This is a genomic window from Herbiconiux aconitum, assembly GCF_024979235.1.
GTDB classification, from domain to species: domain Bacteria; phylum Actinomycetota; class Actinomycetes; order Actinomycetales; family Microbacteriaceae; genus Herbiconiux; species Herbiconiux aconitum.
This window is the reverse complement of the sequence record NZ_JANLCM010000001.1, coordinates 1301707-1327376: the sequence shown is the minus strand read 5'-3', so window position 1 is coordinate 1327376 and position 25670 is coordinate 1301707. Positions and strand designations below refer to the sequence as shown.

Here is a 25670-nt window from a genome sequence, read left to right as displayed (position 1 = left end):
GAGCCAAACCTAACGCACAGCCAACGCGTCTCTTGAGGGCATTCGCCCCTCTAGTTCATGTGACGAACCTGCTTGAGCGTGGGCAACCCCAACGGCGGGTCGTCAGTCACCCAGTAGTACTCGAAACCACTGATTCTCCCCGCTTGCAACCACAACATGACACCACCGATGCAGTCATCGCCGTCGTGGACGGCGCGCTCCGTATTGTTGAGCAACCCGTCTGGAAGCGAAACGAGGGGCGAACCAGACTCGACGTCGACATGGAAGCTCTGTGATCCACTCGTCCACGGCCCAGCATGCTTGGCCAAACGGAGTTGCTCACGCGCGGCTTCCGCGCCCTCCCAATCACCTAGTACTAAGAGTGAGAGCAACTCGCGCTCGAACGAAGTGAGTTCCCGAATCGTCGTCACGTGTCGATCCTAGAACTCCGCGGCCCAACGTCGAGTGCCGCGAACGGGCACACGACCCACGGTTCAGGAGGAAGTGTTCACTCAGAGATCGGTATCCGCGCACGTTGCGCGACTTGGCGTTAGCAATCTGCTCAGAAGGACAGCGATCTTTGACAGTCGACGCAGTTCCGGTCCTGACGGGGCGACGCTTCGTACCGTCGGCTGCTTATGGAGATGTTGCCGCTGCTGCCAGCACCCATATCGAGGGTATGAAGCAGATTGCAGGCGTCAGCAACGAGGCAAATATCGTCAAGGGTGCGAACCCATTCGTTCGTCTCGTCCGAATTCCAATGATGAGGGCAGTCACTCCCAGCACTGTGCCGACCAGGTTGGTTAGACCTATCGACAACGCGAAATCCTGGAGGATTGTCAGATCAGAGGCGCTCGGGACTGCAGAGTCCTGAGCGTCTATCGCCCGACCCGTGTATGGGGAGGAGCGAGTCGATAGTTCGGCGACGGAGATAGTTGCCCCAAGGAACACCACGAGCGAAAGAGCGAAACCTGCAATCCCGAGGCGGTTACTTCTTCGTACAATCGGCTCCCCCGTATACGCTTCGCTCACGTCCGTCCTCACTCGGACAGATTAGCTGCCAAGCACCTTGATCCGAACTTTGGAACGCACCCTGAGGGATGATCCGATCGGCCTACGAGCGCGTCTGCCGCGTTCGGCTGAGCTCCTCGAGCTCAGCCCGGTTCCTCGCGATGGCGAAACCAGCGATCAGCGCTTCGAGTCGCGAGTTGGCCACGACCCTAGCCAGCGATAAGTTCACGCCCAACCGCGAAGCGATGAGGACCGCGAAGTCCTCGGACGAGTCAACCGAATCGGCTTCATGGAGGATCTCGCCTAGGACCGGAGCAAGAGCAATCAGTGCTTCAAGAACCGCAATTCTCGCCTGAACTTCGTCGTCATCCGTCACGGCACCATCTTGCACCCTTCGTGTCGGATCAATGACCAGGGCAATGTGCCCGAATGACGACCGGCTAGCGGGCAGGTAATGCGGGTTCGTGGCAGGCCTGCTAACTGAGGTCCCGTCGGCGGTCACGTGCCACGCCCGCTGGACGATCCCTAGGGCGTCTCGCTGCCGGCAGCTGTGTCGTGGGCTATCGGGTTGTGGCGTCCAGGAGGAGAAGCGCCAGTGTGATGGCGGCGAGGACCAGGAACAGGATGCCCTGACGCGCAGGATCGTGGGCGCGAACGTGTGCGACGATCGCGCCGGTGAAGTAGAGGGTGAGACCGATCGCGGCGGCGATCGCGAGGGCGGGGAGCCAGATTCCGGCGATCAGGCCGACCGTTGCCGCAATCTGGAGGGCTCCGAGCACGGGTAGCTGTCTGGGCGTGACGCCGACTGCACCCATCATGCTCACGATGCGGGGAGCGCGGATGACTTTCATGACGCCCGAGGCCAGCATGGCCAGGGCGAGGACGACGGATGCGATAACGGCGGCGATGTGCACGGTGATTCCTTGATCGAGGGTTGGTTGGTGATGTCGTGAAGGAGGGGGGTCAGTTCGCGTTCTCGCGGCGTAACACCGGGGCGACATCCTCGGCGAAGCGATCGATCGAGGCCGTCACGGTGTCGCGGGGCAGGCCGCCGATGTCGACCTGGCCGAGGAAGCGGTCGATGGTGAGGAGCGTGTGCTGCCGGAGGATCTTCTCGGTAACTTCTTCGGCGCTGCCCACGACCAGGGGCCCGTTCGGTGCCGCCATCTCGTCGAAGCTTGCGCGGTCCAGGTGCGCTCCGCGGCCCTCCGCGAAATAGCGGCGGTAGTGCGGATAGAAGGTGTCGCGTGCCTCCTGTGGGGTCGAGCCCACGTAGAAGTGGCTCACCGTGGCGACGTCGAGTTCGGTTGATGCGTGACCGTTGTCGGCGGCGTTCTGTCGGTACAGATCGACGAGGGGAACCGCCCGGGCGGGGCTTCCGCCGAGCAGGGCGAGGGTCATCGGGAGACCGAGTCGGCCGGCACGGGCCGCGCTCTCGGGGGTGCCGCCGACACCGAGACGGATGGGCAGTTCGCGGTCCAATTGCGGGATGATCTGCGCGTCGTTCAGCCGTGCCCGGTATCGGCCGGCCCAGGTGACGCCCCCGCCGCGGCGCAGTGCCAGGAGGAGCTGGAGCTCTTCTTCGAAAACGGCATCGTAGTCGGCCACCGGTACGCCGAAGATCTCGAACGGTTCAGCGTAGGCGCTGCGCTCGGCGGTGATCTCGGCACGACCGCCGGAGACGAGGTCGAGCTGGGCGAAGTCCTGGTGGAGCCGCACCGGGTCGAGCACACTCACCACGGAGACCGCGCTGGTCAACGTGATCGAACTCGAGCGAGCGGCGATGGCTGCGAGCACCACGGCGGGCGAGGAGACGGCGAAGCGGGAGGTGTGGTGCTCGCCGACTCCGAACACGTCCAGGCCCACCGTGTCGGCGTGGGCGCCGAAGTCGATGATGTCGCGCACGCGTTCGGTGAGGGTGATGGAACCGGTTCGGTCGGTGAGGGAGAAGACGCCGAGTTGCATGTCATCGACGCTACGCATCCGTTAGGTACCGATTGGTAACCTTCAGGTATGACGCTCGCTGCCGGAACCGTGTTCTACGCCGATTGCCCTGCCCGAGCCGCTATCGAGATCATCGGCGACAAATGGGCGGCCGTCACACTTTTCGCTCTCGCGGACGGCCCGAAACGGCACGGCGAGCTCGTGACCTTGATCGGCGGCATCTCCCGGAAGGTGCTGACGCACACGTTGCGCCGCCTTCAGGAGAACGGGCTGATCGACCGGCAGGCGTTCGCCGAAGCGCCGCCGCGCGTCGAGTACAGCCTCACCGAGCTCGGACGCACCCTCGACGAACCGATCAGGATGCTCACCACCTGGGCCCGCGAGCACGGCGAGGCCATCCTCGACTACCGGGACACCACGGGCCGCCCCTAAGACGATAGCCATTCGCGCACACCCTGACCGACCGCGCTCCGCGCACACTTCGTGTGCCTGCTCGGGGCTCGCTTGGGTGGCACTGATCGGCTATCGATCACACATTTTGAGTCTCAAATCCACGAAAAGCGGTCCGCACCATGCGGACTGCTTCAGCCGGATCTATCCCGAGCCGCGTGGTCAGGGCGGCGAAGTCGACGACGGCGGACTCTGCCTCGCTTCGAACTCGATCATCGGTTGATGCGACCACGGTTCCCGTTCGGCCGCGCGTCTCCACTACCCCGTCCGCGACCGTGCCTCCGACAGTGGCTTCGTCGCTCAGAAAAGCCGGACTCCGATGGTCCGAGTCCGGCTTTTCTTCGAGGCGCAGACGGTGAACAGACGCCTCTAAGCGATGGTCGCTAGTTGAGGGTGAAGGTCAGCGTCTCACCGTTTCCCGCGATGTCGTAGGCGACAACAGTGTTCTCACCGACGGTGGCTCCGAACGTACCTGGGGCGAGTAAGTTCACGTCAGACCATTGATTATCTGTCAGGTCCTTGACCACTCCGTTCACCGTAACCCGATCGATCTTGCCCGCGTCGAACAATTTGAGGCTGATCTTGTCATAGGTCTGTCCCGTCGCGATCGTGAAGTCACTGCCTTCCTTCACCGTGATGGTGGGCTTGGTCGAGTCGATCGTGAAGGGGACCGTTTCCGTGGTGGAGATGTTTCCGGCCAGATCCTCGGCGTTGTACTTGAGGGTGTAGTTACCGTCAGGAAGGGCAACGTCGGCGAGATGGGACCCGGTTGTAGCCCCGACAGTCACGGCGGTCTGCGTGCTCTTGACGAGCTGCCCGTCACGGTAGACGTTTGCCACGATCCGTTTCAATCCGACGTCATCCGCAGCGTTCATCTGCACGGTGAGACGAGACGCGATGGTTCCGGCGGCCGGGGTCACGAGAGCGACTGTTGGACGCGTCATGTCCTGGGTCAGATCCGGGGTCACCGAAACGTCAGTGAAGACGTTGATCGCCGATTGGGCGGTGTCGTGGGAGGTGGAGAAGACGCCACCGTCCTGAACTACAGCCGCGTTCGGCAGGTTCACAGTGGAGCCGATCTGGTCGTAGTTCACACCGTCGTAGGAATACCAGCCCGAGAACGCGGAGCCGGCGCGTACGACCTTGACCCAGATCGGTCGAAACGTGTTCACGTTCGCGACCGCACTCGAATCAAGGTAGCCATCCCCATTGGAGTCCCAAGCGAACTGTATTCCGTTGTTCCCGGTCACCGCCGTCGTTGCGTATCCAGCAGACGACCCCGGTGCGCTGAGCGCGTTCCGCACCATGACGCCGGTCTTCGCCCACACATTGCTGTCGTTGAACGAGCTGACCCGTGCAGAGACGCTGCTGATGGGAGCGACGGACCCGGCCCGATAGATCGAGCCGTACTCGTCATCGTGCTGCCCGCCCGCGCCCCATATGTCTTTGCCCGCGGCCGCAATACCCACGACCGAATCGCTCTGGCGGAACACTGTCTGAATACCACTCGTAGCAGCCGTAGAGAACGGCGCACTGACGTCCGACCCGGTCGCGCATCCCGTCAATCCGAAGAGGTTGGCGTTCAACGGTGTGCGGTACTGAGGATCGACTCCCGCGGCGCACATCACATCCCGGGCAGCCTGAGGCCAGGCGTTGCCCGTGATCTTCGTGTTGTTGATGAACTGGTTGTTCTTCGCAGCGGCATTCGGGTTCTGCGCACCATTGCCGCTGTACCAGTTGTCACGAACCATGTTGTCCTTCGTGTTGCTACCGGCGTCGTACGCGTTCGTGAAGACGAAGGGTCCTCCTCCCTGCATCACGTTGTTGCGGTAGGTGGTGTAACGGGTGCCGTCGTCCAGGTACAGGCCCACTCCGGGGAAGTTGTACAGGTAGTTCTTCTCGACGATGGTGCCCGGACTGGCGGAGAGGTTGTAGATGGTGCCGCCGTCGGCGAACCGTGCCTTCGTGTCGTGAACCAGGTTCCCCGCGATGTAGTTGTCCTTCAACGTCGTCGGGGTGTCGTACTTCGTGTTCCAGTCGTAGTACCCCATGTTCACGTACTGCTGCGTGCCGCCGGCATCGTTGGCGCCCCAGCCGTACCCGGTGTCGATTCCGTCATACGAGACGTTGGCGACTTCGTTGTTCACGATGCGGGCCCGAGTCACATAGGTGCTCAGGATCCCGGAGTTGTCCTTGTAGTCGACCGCGACCCTGTTCACGGTGTTGTCCTGGATCAGGATGTCCTGATTGATCATTCGAGGGTCGCTCGGGTGGTGTGCGTCGGGGCGTACACCACCGACCGCGATTCCGTGACCGGCGACCTCGGTGAAGATGTTGCCGACGATGGAAACGTTGCTGGCGCCCAGACCGACCCCGCTGAGGGTGGCGTTGGTGTCATTTCCGACACCCAGGGCGCTCGAACCGAGGTTCGTGAAGAGGTTGCGATCGAACGAGACCCCATTGGCCGCCGAGACCTGCACCGCAGCCGGCTCCTGATACCAGTTGCTTCTCGTTCCCTCGTAGCCGTTGCAACCGCGTGAGCAGCTCGTGTAGGCGTCCGCCGGTCGAGACGCGTAGTTCTCGTTTAAGAATGCGCCGTTCTGCGTGTTCGCATAGCCGTCGTGAGACGGGCCCATCCAGGACGTCCCCGAGAAGGTGATTCCTTGGAACGCGAGGCCAGTCACAGGATTGTCGTACGTGCCCGACACCGACACGAGGGTCTGCGTGGTCGGTAGTTCGACATCGAGGCTGTTGGGGTCCACTCCCGCTCCTGGCTTGTAGTAGACCTTTCCGGCATCCGGATCGATGTACCACTCCCCCGTTTCGTTGAGGAATGCAAGGGAGTTTTGGAGGTACCAGGTCGGCGCCGCGAGGAAGGAGTACTGGACGGTGTCGTAGCCCCAGGTGTTGTTGTTCCAGGCCTCCTGGGACATTGTGATGGTGTTTCCCTGGATGGACTGGACCGGGGTGTAGCGGTCGGTGAAGTCTCCCATCGACTCGAACTCGATCCGGTTCTGCTGAGGCAGATCGGCGAGGTATCCGAGTGACGGGTTCAGCACCTGGATTCCTGCTTGGCTGATCGATACGTCCGAGCTGGTCACGCGCATGGCTGCGCGTGGTGCCAGGACTCCGTTCACGTAGAGCTGTCGGCTGTCGACGCCGGCCGGGATGTCGGCTACGTAGATGTTCTTGGCCTGGTCGTAGGAAGACCACCCACCGACGGCGCTCGATCCGGAGATCTCCGGTGTGGCACCATCTTCCGCTTGCCAGGTCACGACGTGGCCGTTCTGGCCGCCGTCGTCGGGACCGAAGGTCAAAGGCTCCGAGATCCGGTACACGCCTCCACCGAGCTGCACCGTGACATCGGAGTCGCTCTTCGAGGTGTCCGACTGGACCACCTGTTGGACTCGCGCAAGCGAGCACGGATCATCGGATGAGCAGTCACTGCTGTCGCTTCCGTCTGGAGCGGCGTAGTAGGCGGTCCCCGACGCGGCATACGCACCCGGCGGAGAGACAAGCGCCATGGCGGCGATTGCGGCGAGGCTGACGACGGCTATTCCAGCGCGTCGCTTCACCCCACGATTTGTCAATTCATCTGACATCAGTGTCATTTCATTGCCCCTATTCCCTGATTTGGGCCCCAGCGCCCGGGTTTAGGTAATCATATGTCTGATGAATGATCAAGGGCTGGCTCGGAAGCGGGAGCCTGCAGCCGGTAGAACTCGGCCGCGGTCCGCCAGAAGAACGCGTCCTGGTCGGCGCCGCTGAGCGGCTCGACCGCGCTGCGCAGAGCAGCGAAGACCCGGTCGTAGCCTCCTGCGATCGTCGACATCGGCCAGTCCCCGCCGTACATCAGCCGTTCAGGGCCGAATGCGTCGAAGGCCACCTTGGTTGCGCCTGCGACGCGCTGAGTCGTCCATCCGTCGGCTGACCCCTCGCTCGCGTAGAGTCCGGAGATTTTGGCGTACACATTGGGTCGGGATGCGGCTTCATTCAGCAGTTGAGCCCACGACTCGAGGGACTCCGCGGTGCCGCTCAGCGGCGGCTTGCCGAGGTGATCGAGGACGATTCTGAGGTCGGGATGGCGGTCTGCCACGCGAATCAGCCGGCCCAGGGCCACGGGGTCGCTGGTGACGAAGTCGAAGGGGAGCTCGGCCTCCTCGAGGAGCGTCAGTCCTGCGTTGAAGTCCGTCTGCAGCACCCAGTCCGGGTCGGAACGGTCATGGATTAGATTGCGGATTCCAACGATCGTCGGGTCGCTTGAGAACGTGGACAACAGGCGTTCGGTTTCGCGCGGATCCTCCAAGGGAACCAGCCGACGACACCGAGAACCATGGGTTCGCCGGCTGCGACATCCAGCATGTTGGTGGTGTCTCCGGCTTCGTCGGACGACTGGACGAGGATGACGCCGGTTACTCCGGCTCGCTCCAAGGCGGGTTTGACCTCGTCGATTCGGATGTCGCGATTCAGCCGGGGGGGTGGGGACCGAGCCATGAGTATTCGGCCTGGGACTGGTCCCACACGTGCAGGCGGCTATCGATGATCATGGGTCCTCCTGAGTAGAATGATCAGATGACTTCCGCCGAATTGCCGAGCCGCGACGAGGCTCCAGCCCGCCGGTCGTTGACCGAAAACGTGGTTTCGGCGATCATGCAGATGGTCAGTAACGGCGAGCTTCTCGCGGGTCAGCGACTGCCTATCGAGAAGGAGCTCTCCGTCCGGCTCGGGGTGTCCCGGGGCTCTTTGCGCGAGGGAGTTCGTGCCTTGGCTGTCATGGGGGTGTTGGAGACACGGCAGGGCGATGGCACGTATGTGACGTCCCTGGACGCCACGAGTCTGCTCAGCGGGTTTTCCTTCTATGCCGACCTGCAGGTAGCGGATGATGCGACCCAGCTGCTGCACGTGCGACGAATCCTGGAGTCGGAGAGTGCGGCGCTTGCCGCGCGAACCCTGACCGACGAGCAATTGGATCTGTTGAGCGCAGTTCTGGACCGCGTGGACACGATCATCGAGAAGGGCGTCGATGACGATGATCTTGCGGAGGTCATCGCCGCGGACAGCGAGTTTCACACGCGGATCGCTCGCTCCACCGGTAACAGGCCCTTGGCAGCGCTGATCGAGTCGCTGGCAAGCCGGACACAGCGCACTCGCATGTGGCGGGCGATGACGGAGCGGGGCACGGTGCCGGGCGCGCAAGCCGAGCACCGTGCGATCCTCGCCGAGCTGCGTCGCCGCGACCCGGATCGGGCACGGGTGCGGATGGAGACACATCTCATGGGCGTGGAGGATTTCTCCGAGACTCACCCCACCGAGGCTTCCGAAGAAAGTGACGCTTCAAGCCAGTAGCTTCCACCGGGGAAGGAGTACCGGGTGACGGATTCATCGAACATTTCGGCGCTGTACCCGGGCTTGGACGGGAGGGTGTAGTTGCCGTCGATGACGATGCACGGGTCGGTGAAGTGCTCGTGGAGGTGGTCCACGAACTCGGTCACCCGGTCGTCCAGCGTCCCGGAGACCGCGACGTAGTCGAAGATGGAGAGGTGCTGGACGAGCTCGCACAGGCCGACGCCCCCGGCGTGCGGGCAGACTGGGACGTTGAACTTCTTCGCCATCAGGTACACGGCCAGGATCTCGTTGACGCTGGCGAGCCGAGCGGCGTCGAGTTGGCAGAAGTCGATGGCCTCGGCCTGGAACATCTGCTTGAACAGCACCCGGTTCATGCCGTGCTCTCCCGTGGCGACGCCGATGGGCGCGACGGCCTTGCGCACGGCGGCGTGGCCGAGGATGTCGTCTGGACTGGTCGGTTCCTCGATCCAGTGCGGCTTGAACTCGGCGAGCCGCTGTACCCAGTCGATGGCCTGCGGCACGTCCCAGACCTGGTTGGCGTCGATCATGAGCTTCGCGTCCCAGCCGATGACTTCACGGGCGATCCGAAGCCGGCGGATGTCGTCCTCCAGATTCGCGCCGACCTTGAGCTTCACGTGCCGGTAGCCCTCATCGACAGCTTCTGTGAGCAGCCGGCGGAGCTTGTCATCGCTGTAGCCGAGCCAGCCGGCGCTGGTGGTGTAGCAGGGATAGCCCCCGCGGGCTTCGAGAACGGCAATGCGCTGCGCCCGCGTCGGAGCCATCTCGGTCAGGATAGCGATGGCCTCATCCCGGGTGAGCGCGTCCGAGAGATACCGGAGGTCCGCGGCATCGACCAGCTGCTCGGGTGTCATGTCCGCCAGGAGCCGCCAGAGGGGCTTGCGCGCGCGGCGGGCAGCGAGGTCCCAGACGGCGTTCATGACAGCGGCCATCGCCAGGTGCACAACGCCCTTCTCCGGTCCGAGCCAGCGCAACTGGGTGTCGGATGCGAGCATCCGGTACGTGCCGCCGAGGTCTCCGACGACCTCCTCCACCGAGAGTCCGATCAGGGGTAACGCTCGCTGGCGAGCCGCTTCGACGCACAGGTCGTTGCCGCGGCCGATCGTGAAGGTGAACCCGAACCCGCTGAGCTCGGGGTCATCCGTGTCGAGCACGACGTAGGCGGCGGAGTAGTCACCGTCCTTGTTCATCGCATCGGAGCCGTCGAGACTCAGCGAGGTCGGAAAGCGCACGTCGAAGACGCGGGCGCCGGTGATGGTTGTCATCGGAGAGTGCCTATCGGATCAGGGGCCAGGCCCGACGCGTCGAGCTCGGCCCAGAGCTCATCGGGGATCGGAGTGTGGAAGCGTTCAAGATTGCTGTCGACGTGTTCAGCAGTTCGGGTGCCGAGCACAACCGAGACGACCGCTGGATGACGGAGCGGATACTGAACGGCGGCCGCCGGGAGTGGAACACCAAAGCGTTCACAGACAGACGCAATGCTCCTGGCACGTTCGATCGTCGGCCGCGACGCCTGCCCGTAATCGAAATGTGCATCGTCAGACACTGTCGGCGAGCTCAGCAGACCGGAGTTATAGACGGCAGCCGCGACGACACCGACGCCACGATCAGCGGCAGCCGGCAGAAGCCTCGTCAGGGCCGTTTGATCGAGCAGAGTGAACCGGCCTGCAACCATCACGACATCGACGTCGGTGCGTTCGACGAAGTCGGCGAGCATGTCGGCCTGGTTCATTCCTGCCCCCACGGCGCCCACGACGCCCTGATCACGAAGCTCGATCAGAGCGTCGAGACCTGTTGTCGACGCTTCCGCCCAGAAATCATCGGGGTCGTGGAGATACACAATGTCGAGTCGATCCGTCGAGAGACGTGCCAAGCTCGCCTCCACCGAACGAAGAACTCCCTCGCGACTGAAATCCCATACCCGCTTGACCGAAGCGGGCACGATGAATCCCTCGGGGTCGAGTTGATCGGCGGTTTCGGGGCTCTCGACAAGCAACCGGCCCACCTTCGTCGACAACGTGTATTCGTCGCGTGCGACGCCGCGCAACCCAGCACCGAGGCGGCGCTCGGAGAGGCCGAGCCCGTAGTGCGGCGCCGTGTCGAAGTATCGGATTCCTGCGGCGCGTGCTCGAGTAACTGCGGAGGCAGAGATCTCGTCGGAGGTTTCTCGGAAGAGATTTCCAAATTGCGAGACGCCCATGCCCATGCTCGTGACTCGCGTGCCCGTTCGGAGCAGTCGCTCACTGAGTCCAGTTCGATGATTCATCAGACAAATAGCCTAGCAGATTGGCTCTTACCCCTCTGTAAGTCGATAGACTGCACAATACATCGAATCTATCCGCGCATACGATCGATTTTCTACGTATAAGACCTCTACCTCAATCTCCGGAGGCGAGCCGACCGCGGTTTCGGACGCGGGCCTCCAATTCCCCTATCGGCAGAAAGCGAAGGTGCCTCATGTTGGCGGCGAAATACGTCGGAGATCGCACGATTCGGATCGACCAGGAAGATGCGCCCCCGCTCGCGCCCGGTGAGGTCCGAATCGATGTCGCCTACGCCGGTATCTGCGGCACCGATCTGCACATCTTCCACGGTGCGATGGATTCGCGGGTCACCCGGCCTGCCACCATCGGCCATGAGATGTCCGGGATCATCTCCGCGATCGCGGAGGATGTGACGGGTTGGGCTATTGGAGACGCGGTGACCGTCATGCCTTTGGATTGGGACGGGACGTGCCCGGCGTGTCTGGCCGGGAACCAGCACATCTGCCAGAATCTCGACTTCATCGGCATCGACTCCCCTGGTGCCCTTCAGCAGCAGTGGAACGTCCCCGCCGGTGTGCTTGTCGCGGTGCCGGACGGCGTTCGCCTCGACCACGCGGCGCTCGTCGAACCGGTCGCTGTCGCCGTTCACGATGTCCGTCGCTCCGAGCTGAAGGCCGGCGATCGCGCTGTCGTGATCGGTGCCGGGCCGATCGGCGTGCTGATCGCCTCCGTCGCTGCGGCCGCCGGGGCGGAGGTCGTCGTGATCGAGCTCGATCCGAGCCGACGCGCTGCCGCAGAGGCGCTCGGGCTCCGCACCCTCGATCCTCGCACCGCAGACCAGGTCGAGTGGGTGAACGAGTGGACCGCCGGCGCCGGCGCCGATGTCGTCTTTGAGGTATCCGGGTCTGCCGCTGCTGTGCTGGTTGCCACCAGCCTTGCGAAGGTGCGCGGCACCCTCGTCGTCGTGGCCATCCATTCCGAGCCTCGACCGATCGATCTGCATCGAGTGTTCTGGCGAGAACTGAGGATTCTTGGCGCCCGCGTCTATGAACGTCGCGACTTCGAGAAGGCGGTGAGCCTGGTAGCGGAGGGCGCGATCCCCGCAGACGCGCTGATCACGTCGATCGTTCCGCTCTCCGAGGTCGGGGCCGCCTTCGAGACCCTGGAGGGTGGCAAGGCGATGAAGATCCTCGTCGATGTCGCGGGGGTGGGCGAGTGAACCCCTTCGAACTCACGGGTAGGCTCGCGGTCGTCACCGGCGCGAAACGGGGCATCGGGTTCGCGATGGCCGAGGCGCTAGCGGCCGCGGGCGCCGACGTCATCGGTGTGTCTGCGAGCCTCGATCCGAACAACTCCACCATCGCTGATCGTGTTCGTTCGCTCGGCCGGGAGTTCACCGGGCACACGGTCGATTTCGCGGATCGCGCGGCGGTAGAGGCATTCGGCGCTCTCGTGGCCGAAGGAGGCCGACCCGTAGACATCCTGGTCAACAACGCGGGGACCATCGAGCGCGCCCCGGCCGCCGAGCATCCTCTCGCTCTCTTCGACCGGGTACTCGAGGTCGACCTCACCAGCCAATTCGTGCTCTCCCAGGCCGTCGGAAGGCGCATGATCGCGGAGGGCCATGGGCGAATCCTCTTCACCGCCAGCCTGCTCTCCTTCCAGGGCGGGATCAACGTTCCCGGCTACACGGCCGCCAAGTCCGGCATCGCCGGGCTCATCCGAGCACTCTCGAATGAGTGGGCGGGACTCGGAGTGACGGTCAACGGCATCGCCCCCGGGTACATCGCGACGGACAACACCGAGGCGCTGCAGAACGACCCCGATCGTTCGAAGGCGATACTCGAACGCATCCCCGCGGGACGGTGGGGTCGCGCGGAAGATCTCGGGGGTGCAGCCGTGTTCCTCGCGTCAGACGCCGCGGCGTACATCAGCGGGGCAATTCTCCCCGTCGACGGCGGGTGGTTGGGCCGATGAGCATCTCACTCGGCCGCATCCTGCCGATCGTCGTCATCGACTCCGCAGACGACGCCGAGCCGCTGGCAGAGGCCCTGCTCGCCGGCGGTATCCGGCAGGTCGAGGTCACGCTGCGAACTCCCGCTGCGATCGAGGCCGCGCGCCGCATGGCTCGGCATGACGACCTTGTTGTGGGTGTCGGCACTGCCCTGACCACCGATGATGTCTCACGGGCTGCTGACGCAGGTGCGCGGTTCATCGTCAGTCCCGGTCTCATCGAACCGGTGGTCGAAAGGACTTTGGCGCTCGGTCTCGCGTCGATCCCGGGGATCGCGACTGCCACCGAACTGGCGCGTGCTTCCGCATTCGGGCTGGACCTCCTCAAGGTCTTCCCGGCGGAACAACTCGGCGGGGTCGCGATGATCGCAGCACTTGCCGCGGTCTTCCCGGAGGTTCGGTTCATGCCCTCGGGCGGCATCGGACCTACCAATGCTGGTGCGTACCTGAGCCACCCGGCGGTCACAGCGATCGGCGGCAGTTGGATGGCCCCTCGGGAAGCGATCAAGGCCCGTGACTTCCTCTCGATCGCCGACCTCTGTACGGCAGCTGGTGAATTGCTCCGATGACCGGCTACCTCTATACCTTCGGTGAGACGATGGCGCTTTACCGAACCACTGAGTCCGGGGGGCTCGAGACGGTCACCGACGCGAAGCTCGGCATCGGTGGTGCGGACAGCAACGTCGCGATCGGTGCCCGTCGCCTCGGAGTCGATGCCAAGTGGACTGGCCGTGTCGGCGACGACAGCCTAGGCCTTCGCATCGTCCGCGAGCTCCGCGCCGAAGGGGTCGACGTCCACGCAATCGTGGACCGCGAAGCACCAACAGGGCTCATGCTCAAGGAAAAGCGGACCGCCGACAGCACTCGTGTCTACTTCTATCGTCGGGACAGCGCCGGTAGCCGCCTTACCGAGGATGATCTGGATGAAGACCTCATCCGCGGCGCCGCCGTCTTGCACGTCACAGGTATAACGGCCTCATTGTCCCCGACAGCTGAGCGCGCCGTCTTCGCCGCGATCGAGACCGCACGGGCCGCTGGTGTCACAGTGTCCTGCGACGTCAACCATCGCGCTTCGCTGTGGCGCACCGGCGACCCGGGCGGACTCTACCGCCGGATCGCGACCATGACTGATGTCCTCTTCGCCGGCGACGATGAAGCCAGGCTGATCGCGCCCGGGGCCGACTCACCCGTCTCCGACCTCGCAGAGCGCCTATCGGAGCTGGGGCCGAGCGAGGTTATCGTCAAGCTGGGCGCGGAAGGATCTACTGGCGTGATTGGGGGCGAGCCGTTCTCACGTCCCGCTCACCGGATCCGCGTTGTCGACTCCGTCGGAGCCGGCGACGCCTTTGTCGCTGGCTATCTCGCCGCACGCATTGCGGGCGAAGGGATCGCGCAACGACTCGGACTCGCTACGGATGCGGGCGCCTTCGCGTGCCTCGGGCCTGGGGATTGGGAGAGCCTGCCCCGACGGGAAGACCTTCGTCTGCTGAGCGCCTCCGAGCCCGTCGTGCGCTGACCTGTCCATGTCCGACTCAATTCCGCCCGCCCCGGCCCGTCGGATTGTGCAACGGCTTCCGGCCGAGCGGCTCAGCGTGCCGGTGATTGCCGAGCTGGTGCACCTCATCGTGACCGGGAATCTGAAACAGGGAGATTTGCTGCCGCCAGAGGCACCCCTGTGCGAGCACTTCGGCGTCAGCCGCACAGTGCTGCGCGAGTCGGTCAAGCAAATCGAGGAGAAGGGGCTCGTGAGCGTTTCGCAGGGCAGAGGCACGCAGGTGCGCTCCTCCGCTGACTGGAACATGCTCGATCCTGTGGTGCTGTCGGTACTGATCGATAACGATGCGAGCCTCGGCATCTTCGAGGAGATGGTCTTCGTGCGCGCCAGTTTGGAGTCCGTCATGGCAGCTGATGTGGCGGAGACGCTGGATTCCACTACGCACTCATGGAGATCTCGGGAAATCGGCTGGCCGAGAACATCGCGAAGCACCTGTACACAAGAGCTCTCGAGTCGAGCCGACATCACGGCATCACCACCACCCTGGATATGGCGGCCCTCACCCTGAACGAGCACGCTTTGGTCGTCGACATGATTGTCAAAGGGGATGCTCGATTCGCTGAGAAGGCGATGTACGACCACATCCACGAGTCCTGAAAAGCGTCGGCGACTCGCTGATCACGCCCCGACGACGAAAGCGACCACATGACGATTTCCTCGCCCCGATGGGGCATTCTCGGCACAGGCGGGATCGCCGCCGCCATGACACGAGACTTGCAGCTCGACGGCCACGTCGTCGCGGCGGTCGGCTCGCGCACCGCGGACGCCGCCGCCCGTTTCGCGGCAGCGCATGGGCTCGAACGACCACATGGCAGCTACGAGGAACTGGTGACGGACCCGGAGGTCGATGTCGTGTACGTTGCGACGCCGCATCCTCAGCACGCCCCGAACGCGCTGCTGGCGCTCGGGGCCGGCAAGCACGTTCTCGTCGAGAAGCCGTTCACCATGAATCAGCGCGAGGCGCAGCAGATCGCCGACGCTTCTCGGGCAGCCGGTCTGGTCGCTCTCGAAGCGATGTGGTCGCGCTGGCTCCCCCACATGGAGCGCCTCCAAGACATCATCCGGGACGGCGCCCTGGGCGAATTGCGCTCGGTCGTCGCGCACCACGTGCAGCTCGCCGATCCCGACCCTGCCGGCCGGATGCTCAACCCGGCACTCGGGGGCGGCGCGCTGCTCGACCTGGGCATCTACCCGGTGTCGTTCGCATGGGATGTGCTCGGTGCTCCGAGCGAAGTGCTCGCCCTGTCCACGCCGTCCGCGACGGGCGTCGACCGGCAGACGTCAATCCTGCTCGGCTACAGCAGCGGTGCCCAAGCGGCGCTGACCAGTGAGCTCGATGCTGCCGGTGACAACAGTGCCATGATTGTCGGCACGGACGCACGGGTGGAACTCGATGCGACCTTCTACGCGCCGACCTCGTTCCGCGTCGTGGGTCCGAAGGGCAACGTCATCGAGTCGTACGAGTCCCGGATCGACGGCCGCGGAATGCAATACCAGGCGCGGGCCATTGAACGACTGATCGCCGCGGGCGGTGGCGAGGACACGCGGTTGCCGCTGGCCCAGTCCGTCGCGATCATGGGCACGATGGACACCATCCGGGAGCGCATCGGGCTGGTCTAGTGATGACCCCACCGCCCGTACCCAGAACCCGCATCTGCCATTAGCGTGCGGTGCGGCCGTCCCCGAGGAAAGATTGTTCCCGATGGAGCGCGCGCCAATCACCGGGCGCGAGCGGCGTCGAGCCAGCGTGCGCGGTGAGACTCGACGCCGCAGGGGCGCGCGACCATCGCCTACCCGACGACGAAGGCCGAAGTCGCGGACTCTGGCAGCCATCGAATCCAGATCGTTCCAGTCCGGGGGCGTCCGGTTTCAAGCGTGGATGAGCGCACCGATCCTGTCGCTCACCCCATGTGCCAAACTTCGTCGATCTGCTGCCATTACAGCTCCGGGATTCCTTCCCCGCCGATCCTTACCTGGCACGGGTCGGTGTGCGTCAGCCACTGCTGAGACACCGGGTCCGCGTCGACCACCCGCATGTCGGCCTCATAGTCGTCGCCGATATTTTCGAAGTAGGCGAACAGCGTGTCCCCGAACGCGAACCTCTGCGGTTCCCTGTTCACGAGATAGGCCGGACCGTAACGGTGGGATTGTCGATGACGTCCGGCTCAGCGACGAGTCGCAGCGCTGCACGCTCCGGGCGGACGTGCGGGCCCGTAGCGGGCGGTAGTAGGGATGAGCCGGCCCCCGCGAGCCTGGCTTCGTCGACGACTATTCCCAAGCCGGGTCGGTCGCCCAGCACGATGCCGCCGTCCTCGAATTCCTGGTCGACATCCAGACCCACCGGGAAGGCCAGGTCCTGAACCTCGAAGGTGAGGAGGTTCGGCACCGCGGCGGCTGCGTGGGCGATGGGATTGGCGTTGAACGCGACGGGGCTGACCGGCAGATCATGACCGTGTGCGAGGGTCGCGACCCGCAGGAAGTGGGTGATGCCCCAGACATTGCCGACCTGCACGATGTCGAGCGCGTTGGCGTCGAGTAGCGGTCGGTACTGCTCGAGGCCCGTGAGATTCTCGCCGCTGGCGATTGCCGCTCGGACCTTGCCGCGCAATGCGGCCATACCGGCGGCATCCCAGCGCCGCAACGGCTCCTCGACCCAGGTGAGGTCCAGGCGTTCCTCGATCGCGCTGATGTAGCGTGACGCCTGTGCGTGATTCCAGGACTCGTTCGCGTCGAACATGAGCGCGGGATGCCGAGAGTTGCGGGTCAGCACCTCGCGTAGGATCTCGAGACGCGGGAGATCGCGGTCGAGGTCACGGCCGCCTTTCAGCTTCCCTGCTTTGAAGCCGCGGTCAGCGAACCGACCGTAGAGGTCGGCGAGTTCATCGTCGGTCAATCCGTACTCGAGGCCGGAGGCGTAGCCGGGAACGAATCGCTCACGTGCGCCCAGCGTGCGCCACAACGGTTCGTCCGCCGCTTTGGCCTTCAGGTCCCACAGGGCCATATCGATGGCACCGATTGTGCCGAATGTGCTGCCGGCATGGCCCGCTTTGAACACCCAGTCCAGCATGCGGTCATAGAGGGCGACCACGGCACGAGGGTCCTCTCCTTCGACCGCTGGAAACACCCGGGCAACGTCGGGGTGCGCTCCCAGGCCGATCCCTTCGAGCCCGCTGTCGGTTTCCAGGATGAGGATCGGCACCGGAGTGGTGTTGCCGCTTTGCACTCCATTGACATCGCCGGTGACTCTGCCCCAGTCGTGGACAGTCATGACGCTGCGGTAGCCGGTGATCTTCATCGATGGTTCTCCTTGCTGGCCGACGAGCTGATTGGAGGATGATATCGTCTAATCATCTGATCTATATGTCATTTGCGGCAGCGATACGGCGAATTGTCCAGGTAAAACCACTCGCTTGCTTCGGATTCATCAGATATAGTACCAACTGCCCGGGCCGTTCGGCACGCGCATTACCAAGGGTCTTCTGACAGAGAGGTCACTAATGAAGGTTCGAAGCTCCAGGCGCAAATCCGGGGTCGTCGCGGCAATAGCCACGATGGCTGTCTCGGCTGCCATACTTTCGGGCTGTGCCGCATCCACCCCCGCCGCGGACAGTGGTGGCAAACTTGTCGTGTGGGTGGACTCCGCTCGTCAGGCCCAGGCCGAAGCGTACGCCGAGGCACAAGGCGCATCCAATTTCGACATCGTGGTCGTTGACGCGGCTCAGCTTCAGTCGAAGCTCAGCCAGGTCAAGGACGACGCGTCGTCCCGTCCCGACGTCGTCTTCACGCCGAATTCCGATGCGCCGGCAATCGCGGGGAAGTTCGACCTCGTGCAAGACCTCTCCGGCCTTGTCGACGACAAGGTCAAGGACGGGTTCGGTAGCACTCTCTCGGCGTGCACGTCGAACGGCGTGATCGACTGTCTCCCTCAGGACGTCGCGACCGTCGTGCTCTGGTACAACAAGCCCCTGATGGACCAGTTCGGCTACACGGTGCCCACGACGTGGACTGAGTACGCGCAGCTTGGGGAAAAGGTCGCGACTGAGCACCCAGGTTATGTGATGGGAAGCTGCGCAGACTGGGCGTGCCCGAACGTGTTCTACAGGTCCAATCAGTGCACGGGCGTCTCCTCGAATGACGGCGTCGACGCGGTCGTCAACCTCGCCTCTGACCCCAACTGCACCGAAGTCACGGACATGCTCGATCCGCTCATCAAGAACAAGAGCATCGCGACTCTCGGTCCGTTCGACACCGACTTCGCAACGGTGATGACCGACGACAAGCTGTTGATGATGCCGGGGTTCATCTGGTTCCCCGGAGCCTTGTTCAAGGACAAGGTACCGAACGGGTCGATGGCTGCAGCACCTCTGCCGCTCTGGGACAACGGCGTCAAGGGAACCGCTGCTTCAGTTGGGGGACAGTGGTTCGTGGTCAAGCAGTCCAGCCGCCAGCAGGCCGGACTGGACTTCATTGAGCACCAGACCACCGACCTCGACCTGCTGGCCAGCCTCGACGGTGGGCCTGCGTACGGTCCTGCACGCGATGCCTGGGCACAGGCGCAGGGCAAGTCGCCTGTCTACGCCGAAGACCCGAGCCCGACTCTGGTGAGCGCGTTCGATGACATCAAGGATGTCGACTTCTACGTGGAGCCCGGATTCGACCTCCTGACCTCCTTCTCTAACACGGTGGGACCCGCGATCAAGGGTGGCGATACGATCGCCGCCAACATGGATGCCTGGCAGAAGGCATTCGCCCAAACGGGCACCGACTACGGGCTCAATGTCAAGATCGAGTAATCGCCCTTGAGCTGATCGAGCGGGCGGGTGGCTGCCGATAACCTGCAGCCCCCCGCCCGCCCTATTTGTGACACTGAAAGACGGTCAATCCAGATGGCAACTACGACGATGCCCCGTGTGTCGCGCCAATCGAGCGCACCCCGCGAAAAACCCCGGCGGAGCCTGCGGGGGCGCGTTTCGCCGATCACAACGCTTCTGCTCACCCTGCCCTACACGGTCTTCCTCGCCGTGTTCGGCGTGATTCCCGTGATCATGGCGATCCTCTACAGTTTCGGCTTCTTCGGAAGCCGCACGGGAGTCGGCCTCGACTCGTGGAACCGGGCGATACAGAACGTTTCCTTCTTACCGGCCGTGATCAATGTGGCGTCGTTCCTCGTCATTTTCCTCCCCCTTCTGCTTGTCGGAGCGACTGTTCTAGCTCTGCTCATCGATTCGCGGCGAGACAGATCCGGATCGGTCGCGAGGTTCACCTACTACCTCCCCGGTGTCGTCGTGGGCGCGCCCCTCGTCGTCTTGTGGATCTTCATGCTCGCACCGCAGCTCAGTCCGTTCGGACCCCTGTTGAACGCCGCTGGCGCCCACGATCTCGGCGACGTCCTGACCACAGATCGATTCCCTTTGATCTTTGCGATCATGGCGCTCTACTCGAGCGTCGGCGGCTGGATCGTCGTACTGGGAGGCTCCCTCGCCGCGATCGACAAAGAGATCTTGGAAGCGGCACGGATCGACGGGGCAAATGCTTGGCACACCGCGATCCGGATCAAGCTGCCTCAGATTCAGAAATACATCGCGTTCATCGGCGTCATCAGCTTCGCCGGCGCGGCACAACTCGTGGTCGAACCGACTCTCCTCGCAAAAGCGTCCCCCGGCTCCCTGTCTTCGACGTGGTCCCTGAACCAGCTCGCCTTCTACTTCGCCTTCAAACAGAACGACCCCTGGGTGGCCAGTGTCTACGCGCTCATGCTCATCCTGCTCGGCGTCGCCGCAGCCCTGTTCCTAATATTCGGTTTGCGCAGCTATTCGGAAGAGACCGCACGATGACCGCCATCACCATCAAGACCACATCGCCCACTTCCGCGAAAGTCGCGCGCGGCACCGCCCGTGCGGCCCGACTGATCTTTCTCGCCGCAACTGCGGTCTTCTTCGCCGTCCCGCTCCTCTGGATGCTCTTGGCCCCGACCAAGACCGACCAAGAGCTCACGACGCTGCCACCGCTCGCGTTCGGCTCATTCGAAAACATCGGGACAGCGTGGAACAACCTCATGTCGTTCAACGATGCAGAAGTTCTGCTCTGGACGAGCAACACGATCTTCTACGCCCTTGGAACAGTGATCATCGCGGTCGCCATTTCAATCCCGGCCGGGTACGCGCTCGCGATGTACCGGTTCCCTGGCAGGCGACTGCTCCTCCTCCTCACGCTCATCGGCATGATCCTCCCGACCGCTGCGACGCTCCTTCCCATCTATCGCGAACTGGCACTCGTGGGCCTGGTCAACACGCCCTGGGCGGTCATCCTTCCGTCTGCGTTCTTCCCATTCGGCGTCTACCTGACCTACCTGCACTTCCAATCGGCGCTGCCGGTGGAACTCGTGGAGGCCGCCAAGATGGACGGGGCCACGGACCTCAGGGTGTTCTGGTCGCTCGGACTCCCGCTAGCCAGACCGGCCGTCGCGCTCGTCACCTTCTTCGCATTCGTGGCGAACTGGAACAACTACTTCCTGCCCTACGTGATGCTGTTCAACGACAAGCTCTTCAACATCCAACTCGGTGTGGGAACCTTGCTGAGCGCTGCACCTGTGCTCAGCAACGAGACCAATAGCCAGCTCCCGATTCACCGCCCCGAAGCGGCCCTCGCCGGGCTAATTGCCATCGTACCAATCGCACTTATCTTCGTCGTTTTCCAGCGATTCATCGGCACGAGCATGCTATCCGGAGCCGTAAAGGGCTGATCTCTGCGCGCCGAAATGAGTCCGACCAGGATTTGAACTATCTCTCCTGACTGAGGCCCCGGGATAGGACCGACCCGCTTCGACACCTCGATACCGTCTCGTGTCTTACGAAGAGTCTCAGGACGCCCCAGGATGCAACCGATCGGTCACTTAGCCCGACGAGCTCGGCGCACCATAGGTAAAGGTTCGCTCCCGTCAGGGCCGGGTGAGGCGTATCCGGACGGGACGCGAGCAACCGCGGCTAACGTCCAAATGTGACGCTGGCCGGTAATTGATTCACGAGCAGTCGCTGCTCATTCCCGTCCGGAGCGACAACGGTCAGTTCGCTTCCGGTTCGCGTGAGCTCTGTATCCGGGACACGGGACAGATTAACTGTCACAGACGTCTCGTCCCAGTTCAGCGCATCGACCACGATTCCACCTCTGCAGCGAACACCGCGAACACTTCCCGAAGCCCACGCCTCCGGCAGCGCCGGAAGCAACCGAAGGCTGTTCGGCTGCGATTGAATCAACATCTCGACGACGATCGCCGGCAAACCACCACTGGCATCCACGTTGAAGATCGCATCTGCGTCATGCGTCGATACTGCGTTGGAACGCCAGTGATCACGCGCAAGCCACTCGACGCAGGTCAGTGCGGCCTCCGCATCCCCGAGACGAGCGGCCGCTATCCCGAGCTGGACGAGTCCGAACGCCATCTCCATTCGGCCTTCAGGTGGCGCGGACGGCTTCTCACCGCGCCACTCCAGCTTGCGGCGAATGGTCTCCAGCGCTGCCTTACGGAACTCCGGCGCGGAGGCCGCCGGATCGTTTTCGTACCAGAAGGGGTAGAGCTGCGAGACATGGCGATGAGCTATGTTCTCGGAGATTCCCGGCCACAGCCACTCCGCAAAAGTGCCGTCCTCCGCCACGCGATACTGGGGCAGCTCTTCGACAAGCGTTACCCATTTCTCTGCGTACTCATCCATGCCCAGAGTCGCGGCTATACGCATCGTGAGGCGGGCAGCGTCTCGAATGACCGCCACATCCATCGTCGCGTCGAGCGTTATGGGGTTTGCCCAGTCGCTCGGCGTGTTCTCCGGGGAGTACGAAGGATTGAGATGACGTTCTCCGCTCTCGCTCGCCGTAAATGCGTCGTAGAAAGCCATCACCTGGCGGGCGAGGGGCCACGCGCTGTCACGCAGAAAGCCGAAGTCGCCGGTCGCCGAGTAGTAGTCCCAAGCCAACCGCACGGCCCAGCCCCCGGCGCCGATCCAGAAAGTATGCGGGAACAGTGTTGCGAAATGATTGATTCCGCCGTGCGTGTCGAATCGCGCCGGGAGCAGCCAACCCGGCGCGCCAAAGAGCCTTTCGGCATTTTCGGCATAGTCGTCGACATATCGCTCGAGGACCCGGAAGTAGGGCAGCATGAGTTCTGGGGTCCCGGTGGCGATGACCGAGGCCACGCCTCCGTTCTGAAGGTTCCCGTTCTGTGTGTAGTCTCCCGACCACGCCGGACGGCGCGTTCCCTGCCAGAGTCCGACAAGCGTGGGCGGCAGAGCTCCCGACGATGAGATGATCGTGTGCCGACCGGAAGCGAATGCGAGTTCGACGGCGGATTTCGTTGCGGACCGATCTCCCGACCTTGAGAGCGCGAGGATCTCGTCGTACGGGAGGTCATCCAGGTCGCCGCCCAGATCGAGGGAGCAACGGTCAAAGAGATCGGCGTGTGAATCGTGCGCCGCCGGTCGCGGCGAACTTGCCCCACCGAAGAGCTCGACGACGATAGCGAGACGGAGTGGCTGGTTGGCTCGAACGTGAATCCGCAGTCCGCCAGAGCGCTCTTCCAGTTCGACGCCTGGGGGAACTGTGACCGTGAGTCGCGCTGCCCTTGGCGACCAGGAACTGGGTGGGAAGCTTTGGGCGAGCGGGGATAGGGCCGCCTCGTCGACTGTCGTCTCCAACGACAGCGCACGGTCCTGTGTGACGGCTTCGGTCGGGTTGAGGTAGCGGGCGTAGTCGACAGCTCCTACGGAGGTCACCGCTTCATCATCCGTTTCGTTGCCGAGCTGGAGCAGCCCCCAGACGTCGAACTCGGACGCGACTTCCAGTTGCACGGTATTTGCTTCGCGATCGGGGATGATCGACACACGCATTTCACCTGCGTCGGTCAACCACATGGTCTCTATCCGGCCGCTACGAAAGTCCCCCGCTCGTCGGTAGTCTGTCCAGTCGACGATTTCGGGGGCCCAGGACACCTCTCCCACCGGGAGAAACGGGTCCGTCCAGACAAGCTCGTCGTAGCCGTCAAGACCGGCCACGTGCTCGAGGATCGCTCCCGCCTCGACGGCATTGCCGGCTTGGAGCACCGCGCGCAGTTGCGGCAGCCAGTCCGCTAGACGCGGCGCCGGGATGGAAGAGTTCACCGGCAGGAAGTAATCCTCGTGACAGATCGAGATCCTGTGTCGCTCTGGTGTTCCGAACAGCACTGCACCCAGACTTCCGGTGCCCGCCACGAGTCCGTGCTGCCAATCCGTTCCGGCAGAGTTACTCCAGAAACCCGTGCGTGCGCTCATTCCTAAATCCTTTCGTCACACCAACCTAGGATACATCATATGAATTCTCGCGCGTGTGCACATAAGTGCGACCCGTCAGGCCGAAACAGGCGGATTAGATGCTCCGTGAGATCCACCGGCGAGCCGGTCGTCCGATGAATCGAGATGGGCACATTATCAGTTCCCGGCTCTTCCTCCCCGAATGGCCCTACTCGTCCCAACTCCCCCCAACGTGAGCAAGATGCTGAGGGCCGCAAGCAACACCACCTCCCCGCAGCCGATCATGAACCACTCCCCCGAGCCCGCTCCGGGCCGCCGCAGCTGCAGGACGCCTGCCCATCGTGCCGAGCCCGGCGAGAAAAAGGATCGCCTGCGTAACGATCAGCACCCCGTGCCGCCCTTCATCAGCTTCCCAGATCCGCCATACATCCCCTCCCACGACCCAGTGTCCGCCCGACCGACCGTAGCGGCGGACGCACGGTCTTACCGTTCAGGGCCGTTGAAACGTTCGGCTTCTGCTGCGGCGCGCGGGTGGGCTGCGCTTTCTAGTCTTTCAAGGCATCCGCCCGCCGGGCCGTCTTCACCTGGCCGGCCGTCAACCGTGACGGCCGGCCCCCGGTGCGGCCGCGGGTTCTTGCGGCGGTGAGGCCGGCGTTCGTGCGTTCGCGGATGAGGTCGCGTTCGAATTCGGCAAGCGCGGCGAAGACGTGGAAGATCAGCCGGCCGCCCGACGAGGTGGTGTCGATCGTCTCCTGCAGCGAACGGAATCCGATGTCCCGCTCGGCGAGGGTGTGCAACTGGTCAATGAGATGCCGGATGGATCGCCCCAAGCGATCGAGTCGCCAGACGACAAGGGTGTCGCCGGGGCGGATCTGGTCGAAGAGCTTTTCTAGTTCCGGGCGGTGCTCAAGCGACCCAGACATGGTGTCGACGACCACCCGGTAGCAGCCCGCCGCGTTCAAAGCGTCGACCTGCAAGGCGGCGTCTTGAATGTACCGAAACTCAACCTAGAGGAAAGGACTGCGCCATAGAAATTGGTCCTGAGTTTCGCTACAAAGCGTTCTGAACCGGCCTGCACAGATCCGGCACCCCTTACCGACTCGGGCAAGCTCGCCCGCTTGTAGCGGATACGAACGATTTGGCAACACACCCTGGATTGCGACGTTTGCCGCGCGATACCGCCTGGCGCCTCAGCCGCCGATGTCCTAATTTGCCTTGTCGTGGCTGGTCACGCCTAGCAGGGGCAGTAGGTTGGCGCGGACTTCTTCCTCGTCGAGTGCAAATCCCGTGAGGGCTGCCCGCCAAAGGATGAATGCCGGCGCGAGCTCGGCGCGCCCGGTGAGGTCGGGAACTTGTCCAATGCACCTTTCGAGGTGCTCGCTCACCGCAGCGACCATAGGGGCGAGTTTCGCGTCTCGGGCGACCGCGGCGACTTCTGACCCGGGATCGCGAAGACACGCGGCCACCAAGGCGCCGAGGCCTTTGGGGACGGCTGTGCTGATCCGCAGGAGGGCCGCGACAAGCTCGTCCACAGGATCGGCACCAGGGGCAGCGTCGTGCACGTGGGTGCCGAGCTGTAGAGCAGCTACGACGAGTTCCTGCTTTCCAGACCATCGGCGGTAAAGCGCCCCCAAGCCGATCCCGGCCCGAGCCGCGACGTCCTTCATGCGCAGCGCGTCGTAGCCCACCTCTTCAAGGAGGTCGACGGTAGCCGTCAGGGCATCGTGGTCAATCTGTGCGTCGCGCGGCCTGCCGCGCTGGACTTGCTCCATCCCATTATGGTAACGTCTATTTCCGGTAACGGTAATTATCGAA

Annotated in this window: 23 protein-coding genes and 1 pseudogene; 12 read left to right on the top strand and 12 right to left on the bottom strand. The window is 63.5% G+C overall.

Features of this window, described 5'->3' with window-relative positions; genetic code table 11:
- Positions 1–50: 50 nt before the first annotated feature.
- The 4 genes from N1027_RS06090 to N1027_RS06075 form a co-directional block, all read right to left on the bottom strand.
- Positions 51–410 (bottom strand): hypothetical protein, encoded by a 360-nt coding sequence (locus tag N1027_RS06090; RefSeq protein ID WP_259506167.1) that lies wholly within the window; start codon positions 408–410, stop codon positions 51–53.
- Between the two features lie 683 nt (positions 411–1093).
- The gene (locus tag N1027_RS06085) at positions 1094–1366 is read right to left on the bottom strand and encodes a hypothetical protein (RefSeq protein ID WP_259506166.1); all 273 of its coding nucleotides are present in this window, start codon (positions 1364–1366) and stop codon (positions 1094–1096) included.
- 184 nt (positions 1367–1550) lie between these two features.
- Entirely contained in the window at positions 1551–1904 is a 354-nt protein-coding gene (locus tag N1027_RS06080; protein WP_259506165.1) for a DoxX family protein, read from the bottom strand.
- 49 nt (positions 1905–1953) lie between these two features.
- The gene (locus tag N1027_RS06075) at positions 1954–2955 is read right to left on the bottom strand and encodes an LLM class flavin-dependent oxidoreductase (RefSeq protein WP_259506163.1); all 1002 of its coding nucleotides are present in this window, start codon (positions 2953–2955) and stop codon (positions 1954–1956) included.
- 48 nt (positions 2956–3003) lie between these two features.
- On the opposite strand from N1027_RS06075, the gene N1027_RS06070 reads away from it, so the two are divergent.
- Positions 3004–3366, top strand: a complete 363-nt coding sequence (locus tag N1027_RS06070; protein WP_259506161.1) for a winged helix-turn-helix transcriptional regulator — start codon at positions 3004–3006, stop codon at positions 3364–3366.
- A 401-nt stretch (positions 3367–3767) separates the two neighbouring features.
- On the opposite strand, the gene N1027_RS06065 is transcribed toward N1027_RS06070, so the two are convergent.
- On the bottom strand, positions 3768–6995 hold the full coding sequence (locus N1027_RS06065; RefSeq protein ID WP_259506156.1) for an Ig-like domain-containing protein: 3228 nt from the start codon (positions 6993–6995) through the stop codon (positions 3768–3770).
- A 50-nt stretch (positions 6996–7045) separates the two neighbouring features.
- A complete protein-coding gene (locus N1027_RS06060; protein ID WP_259506154.1) occupies positions 7046–7690 on the bottom strand; it encodes an amidohydrolase family protein in 645 nt (214 codons plus the stop codon).
- A 266-nt stretch (positions 7691–7956) separates the two neighbouring features.
- Here N1027_RS06060 and N1027_RS06055 point away from each other — a divergent pair, with 266 nt between their 5' ends.
- A complete protein-coding gene (locus N1027_RS06055; RefSeq protein WP_259506152.1) occupies positions 7957–8730 on the top strand; it encodes a FadR/GntR family transcriptional regulator in 774 nt (257 codons plus the stop codon).
- Here the strand turns inward: N1027_RS06055 and N1027_RS06050 are convergent.
- Entirely contained in the window at positions 8685–10013 is a 1329-nt protein-coding gene (locus tag N1027_RS06050) for an L-fuconate dehydratase (protein ID WP_259506151.1), read from the bottom strand. The genes N1027_RS06055 and N1027_RS06050 overlap by 46 nt on opposite strands.
- The gene (locus N1027_RS06045; protein WP_259506149.1) at positions 10010–10954 is read right to left on the bottom strand and encodes an aldo/keto reductase; all 945 of its coding nucleotides are present in this window, start codon (positions 10952–10954) and stop codon (positions 10010–10012) included. Before N1027_RS06045 ends, N1027_RS06050 begins: the two co-directional genes overlap by 4 nt.
- 251 nt (positions 10955–11205) lie before the next feature.
- Here N1027_RS06045 and N1027_RS06040 point away from each other — a divergent pair, with 251 nt between their 5' ends.
- The 7 genes and pseudogenes from N1027_RS06040 (at position 11206) to N1027_RS06010 (ending at position 16200) form a co-directional block, all read left to right on the top strand.
- Entirely contained in the window at positions 11206–12231 is a 1026-nt protein-coding gene (locus N1027_RS06040; RefSeq protein ID WP_259506147.1) for a zinc-dependent alcohol dehydrogenase, read from the top strand.
- Positions 12228–12989: an SDR family oxidoreductase gene (locus N1027_RS06035; RefSeq protein WP_259506146.1), complete on the top strand. Its 762-nt coding sequence runs from the start codon at positions 12228–12230 to the stop codon at positions 12987–12989. Before N1027_RS06040 ends, N1027_RS06035 begins: the two co-directional genes overlap by 4 nt.
- Positions 12986–13594, top strand: coding sequence for a bifunctional 4-hydroxy-2-oxoglutarate aldolase/2-dehydro-3-deoxy-phosphogluconate aldolase (locus N1027_RS06030; RefSeq protein WP_259506143.1), 609 nt, complete (start codon positions 12986–12988; stop codon positions 13592–13594). The genes N1027_RS06035 and N1027_RS06030 overlap by 4 nt, the downstream gene beginning before the upstream one ends.
- Positions 13591–14541 (top strand): sugar kinase, encoded by a 951-nt coding sequence (locus tag N1027_RS06025; protein WP_259506141.1) that lies wholly within the window; start codon positions 13591–13593, stop codon positions 14539–14541. Before N1027_RS06030 ends, N1027_RS06025 begins: the two co-directional genes overlap by 4 nt.
- 7 nt (positions 14542–14548) lie before the next feature.
- Positions 14549–14791: pseudogene (locus N1027_RS06020) on the top strand (FadR/GntR family transcriptional regulator); the annotation flags it as partial.
- 176 nt (positions 14792–14967) lie between these two features.
- Positions 14968–15177, top strand: coding sequence for an FCD domain-containing protein (locus tag N1027_RS06015; protein ID WP_259506139.1), 210 nt, complete (start codon positions 14968–14970; stop codon positions 15175–15177).
- Positions 15178–15225: 48 nt separating this feature from the next.
- Complete coding sequence (locus tag N1027_RS06010; RefSeq protein WP_259506136.1) at positions 15226–16200, top strand: Gfo/Idh/MocA family protein; 975 nt, start codon at positions 15226–15228, stop codon at positions 16198–16200.
- Positions 16201–16696: 496 nt separating this feature from the next.
- Here N1027_RS06010 and N1027_RS06000 read toward each other — a convergent pair whose 3' ends face one another.
- Complete coding sequence (locus tag N1027_RS06000) at positions 16697–17875, bottom strand: mandelate racemase/muconate lactonizing enzyme family protein (protein WP_259506134.1); 1179 nt, start codon at positions 17873–17875, stop codon at positions 16697–16699.
- 202 nt (positions 17876–18077) lie between these two features.
- Here N1027_RS06000 and N1027_RS05995 point away from each other — a divergent pair, with 202 nt between their 5' ends.
- Genes N1027_RS05995 through N1027_RS05985 form a run of 3 tightly spaced genes read left to right on the top strand, consistent with a single transcriptional unit; the run spans position 18078 to position 21322 of the window.
- The gene (locus N1027_RS05995; protein ID WP_259506133.1) at positions 18078–19373 is read left to right on the top strand and encodes an ABC transporter substrate-binding protein; all 1296 of its coding nucleotides are present in this window, start codon (positions 18078–18080) and stop codon (positions 19371–19373) included.
- Positions 19374–19400: 27 nt separating this feature from the next.
- Positions 19401–20414 (top strand): carbohydrate ABC transporter permease, encoded by a 1014-nt coding sequence (locus N1027_RS05990; protein ID WP_259506132.1) that lies wholly within the window; start codon positions 19401–19403, stop codon positions 20412–20414.
- Complete coding sequence (locus N1027_RS05985) at positions 20411–21322, top strand: carbohydrate ABC transporter permease (protein WP_259506131.1); 912 nt, start codon at positions 20411–20413, stop codon at positions 21320–21322. The genes N1027_RS05990 and N1027_RS05985 overlap by 4 nt, the downstream gene beginning before the upstream one ends.
- 241 nt (positions 21323–21563) lie before the next feature.
- On the opposite strand, the gene N1027_RS05980 is transcribed toward N1027_RS05985, so the two are convergent.
- The 3 genes from N1027_RS05980 to N1027_RS05970 all read right to left on the bottom strand — a co-directional run bounded on the left by N1027_RS05980 (position 21564) and on the right by N1027_RS05970 (position 25627).
- Positions 21564–23876, bottom strand: coding sequence for a glycosyl hydrolase family 95 catalytic domain-containing protein (locus N1027_RS05980; RefSeq protein ID WP_259506129.1), 2313 nt, complete (start codon positions 23874–23876; stop codon positions 21564–21566).
- Between the two features lie 524 nt (positions 23877–24400).
- Positions 24401–24832, bottom strand: coding sequence for a recombinase family protein (locus N1027_RS05975; RefSeq protein WP_259506127.1), 432 nt, complete (start codon positions 24830–24832; stop codon positions 24401–24403).
- A gap of 228 nt (positions 24833–25060) precedes the next feature.
- Complete coding sequence (locus N1027_RS05970) at positions 25061–25627, bottom strand: TetR/AcrR family transcriptional regulator (protein ID WP_259506125.1); 567 nt, start codon at positions 25625–25627, stop codon at positions 25061–25063.
- Positions 25628–25670: the final 43 nt, after the last annotated feature.

What these genes read in the sequence shown, in the direction of transcription:
- N1027_RS06075 (WP_259506163.1), bottom strand. Translation starts at nt 2,955, where the DNA reads ATGCAACTCGGCGTCTTCTCCCTCACCGACCGAACCGGTTCCATCACC.
- N1027_RS06070 (WP_259506161.1), top strand. Translation starts at nt 3,004, where the DNA reads ATGACGCTCGCTGCCGGAACCGTGTTCTACGCCGATTGCCCTGCCCGA.
- N1027_RS06065 (WP_259506156.1), bottom strand. Translation starts at nt 6,995, where the DNA reads ATGACACTGATGTCAGATGAATTGACAAATCGTGGGGTGAAGCGACGC.
- N1027_RS06055 (WP_259506152.1), top strand. Translation starts at nt 7,957, where the DNA reads ATGACTTCCGCCGAATTGCCGAGCCGCGACGAGGCTCCAGCCCGCCGG.
- N1027_RS06050 (WP_259506151.1), bottom strand. Translation starts at nt 10,013, where the DNA reads ATGACAACCATCACCGGCGCCCGCGTCTTCGACGTGCGCTTTCCGACC.
- N1027_RS06045 (WP_259506149.1), bottom strand. Translation starts at nt 10,954, where the DNA reads ATGGGCATGGGCGTCTCGCAATTTGGAAATCTCTTCCGAGAAACCTCC.
- N1027_RS06040 (WP_259506147.1), top strand. Translation starts at nt 11,206, where the DNA reads ATGTTGGCGGCGAAATACGTCGGAGATCGCACGATTCGGATCGACCAG.
- N1027_RS06030 (WP_259506143.1), top strand. Translation starts at nt 12,986, where the DNA reads ATGAGCATCTCACTCGGCCGCATCCTGCCGATCGTCGTCATCGACTCC.
- N1027_RS06025 (WP_259506141.1), top strand. Translation starts at nt 13,591, where the DNA reads ATGACCGGCTACCTCTATACCTTCGGTGAGACGATGGCGCTTTACCGA.
- N1027_RS06015 (WP_259506139.1), top strand. Translation starts at nt 14,968, where the DNA reads ATGGAGATCTCGGGAAATCGGCTGGCCGAGAACATCGCGAAGCACCTG.
- N1027_RS06010 (WP_259506136.1), top strand. Translation starts at nt 15,226, where the DNA reads ATGACGATTTCCTCGCCCCGATGGGGCATTCTCGGCACAGGCGGGATC.
- N1027_RS06000 (WP_259506134.1), bottom strand. Translation starts at nt 17,875, where the DNA reads ATGAAGATCACCGGCTACCGCAGCGTCATGACTGTCCACGACTGGGGC.
- N1027_RS05995 (WP_259506133.1), top strand. Translation starts at nt 18,078, where the DNA reads ATGAAGGTTCGAAGCTCCAGGCGCAAATCCGGGGTCGTCGCGGCAATA.
- N1027_RS05985 (WP_259506131.1), top strand. Translation starts at nt 20,411, where the DNA reads ATGACCGCCATCACCATCAAGACCACATCGCCCACTTCCGCGAAAGTC.
- N1027_RS05980 (WP_259506129.1), bottom strand. Translation starts at nt 23,876, where the DNA reads ATGAGCGCACGCACGGGTTTCTGGAGTAACTCTGCCGGAACGGATTGG.
- N1027_RS05970 (WP_259506125.1), bottom strand. Translation starts at nt 25,627, where the DNA reads ATGGAGCAAGTCCAGCGCGGCAGGCCGCGCGACGCACAGATTGACCAC.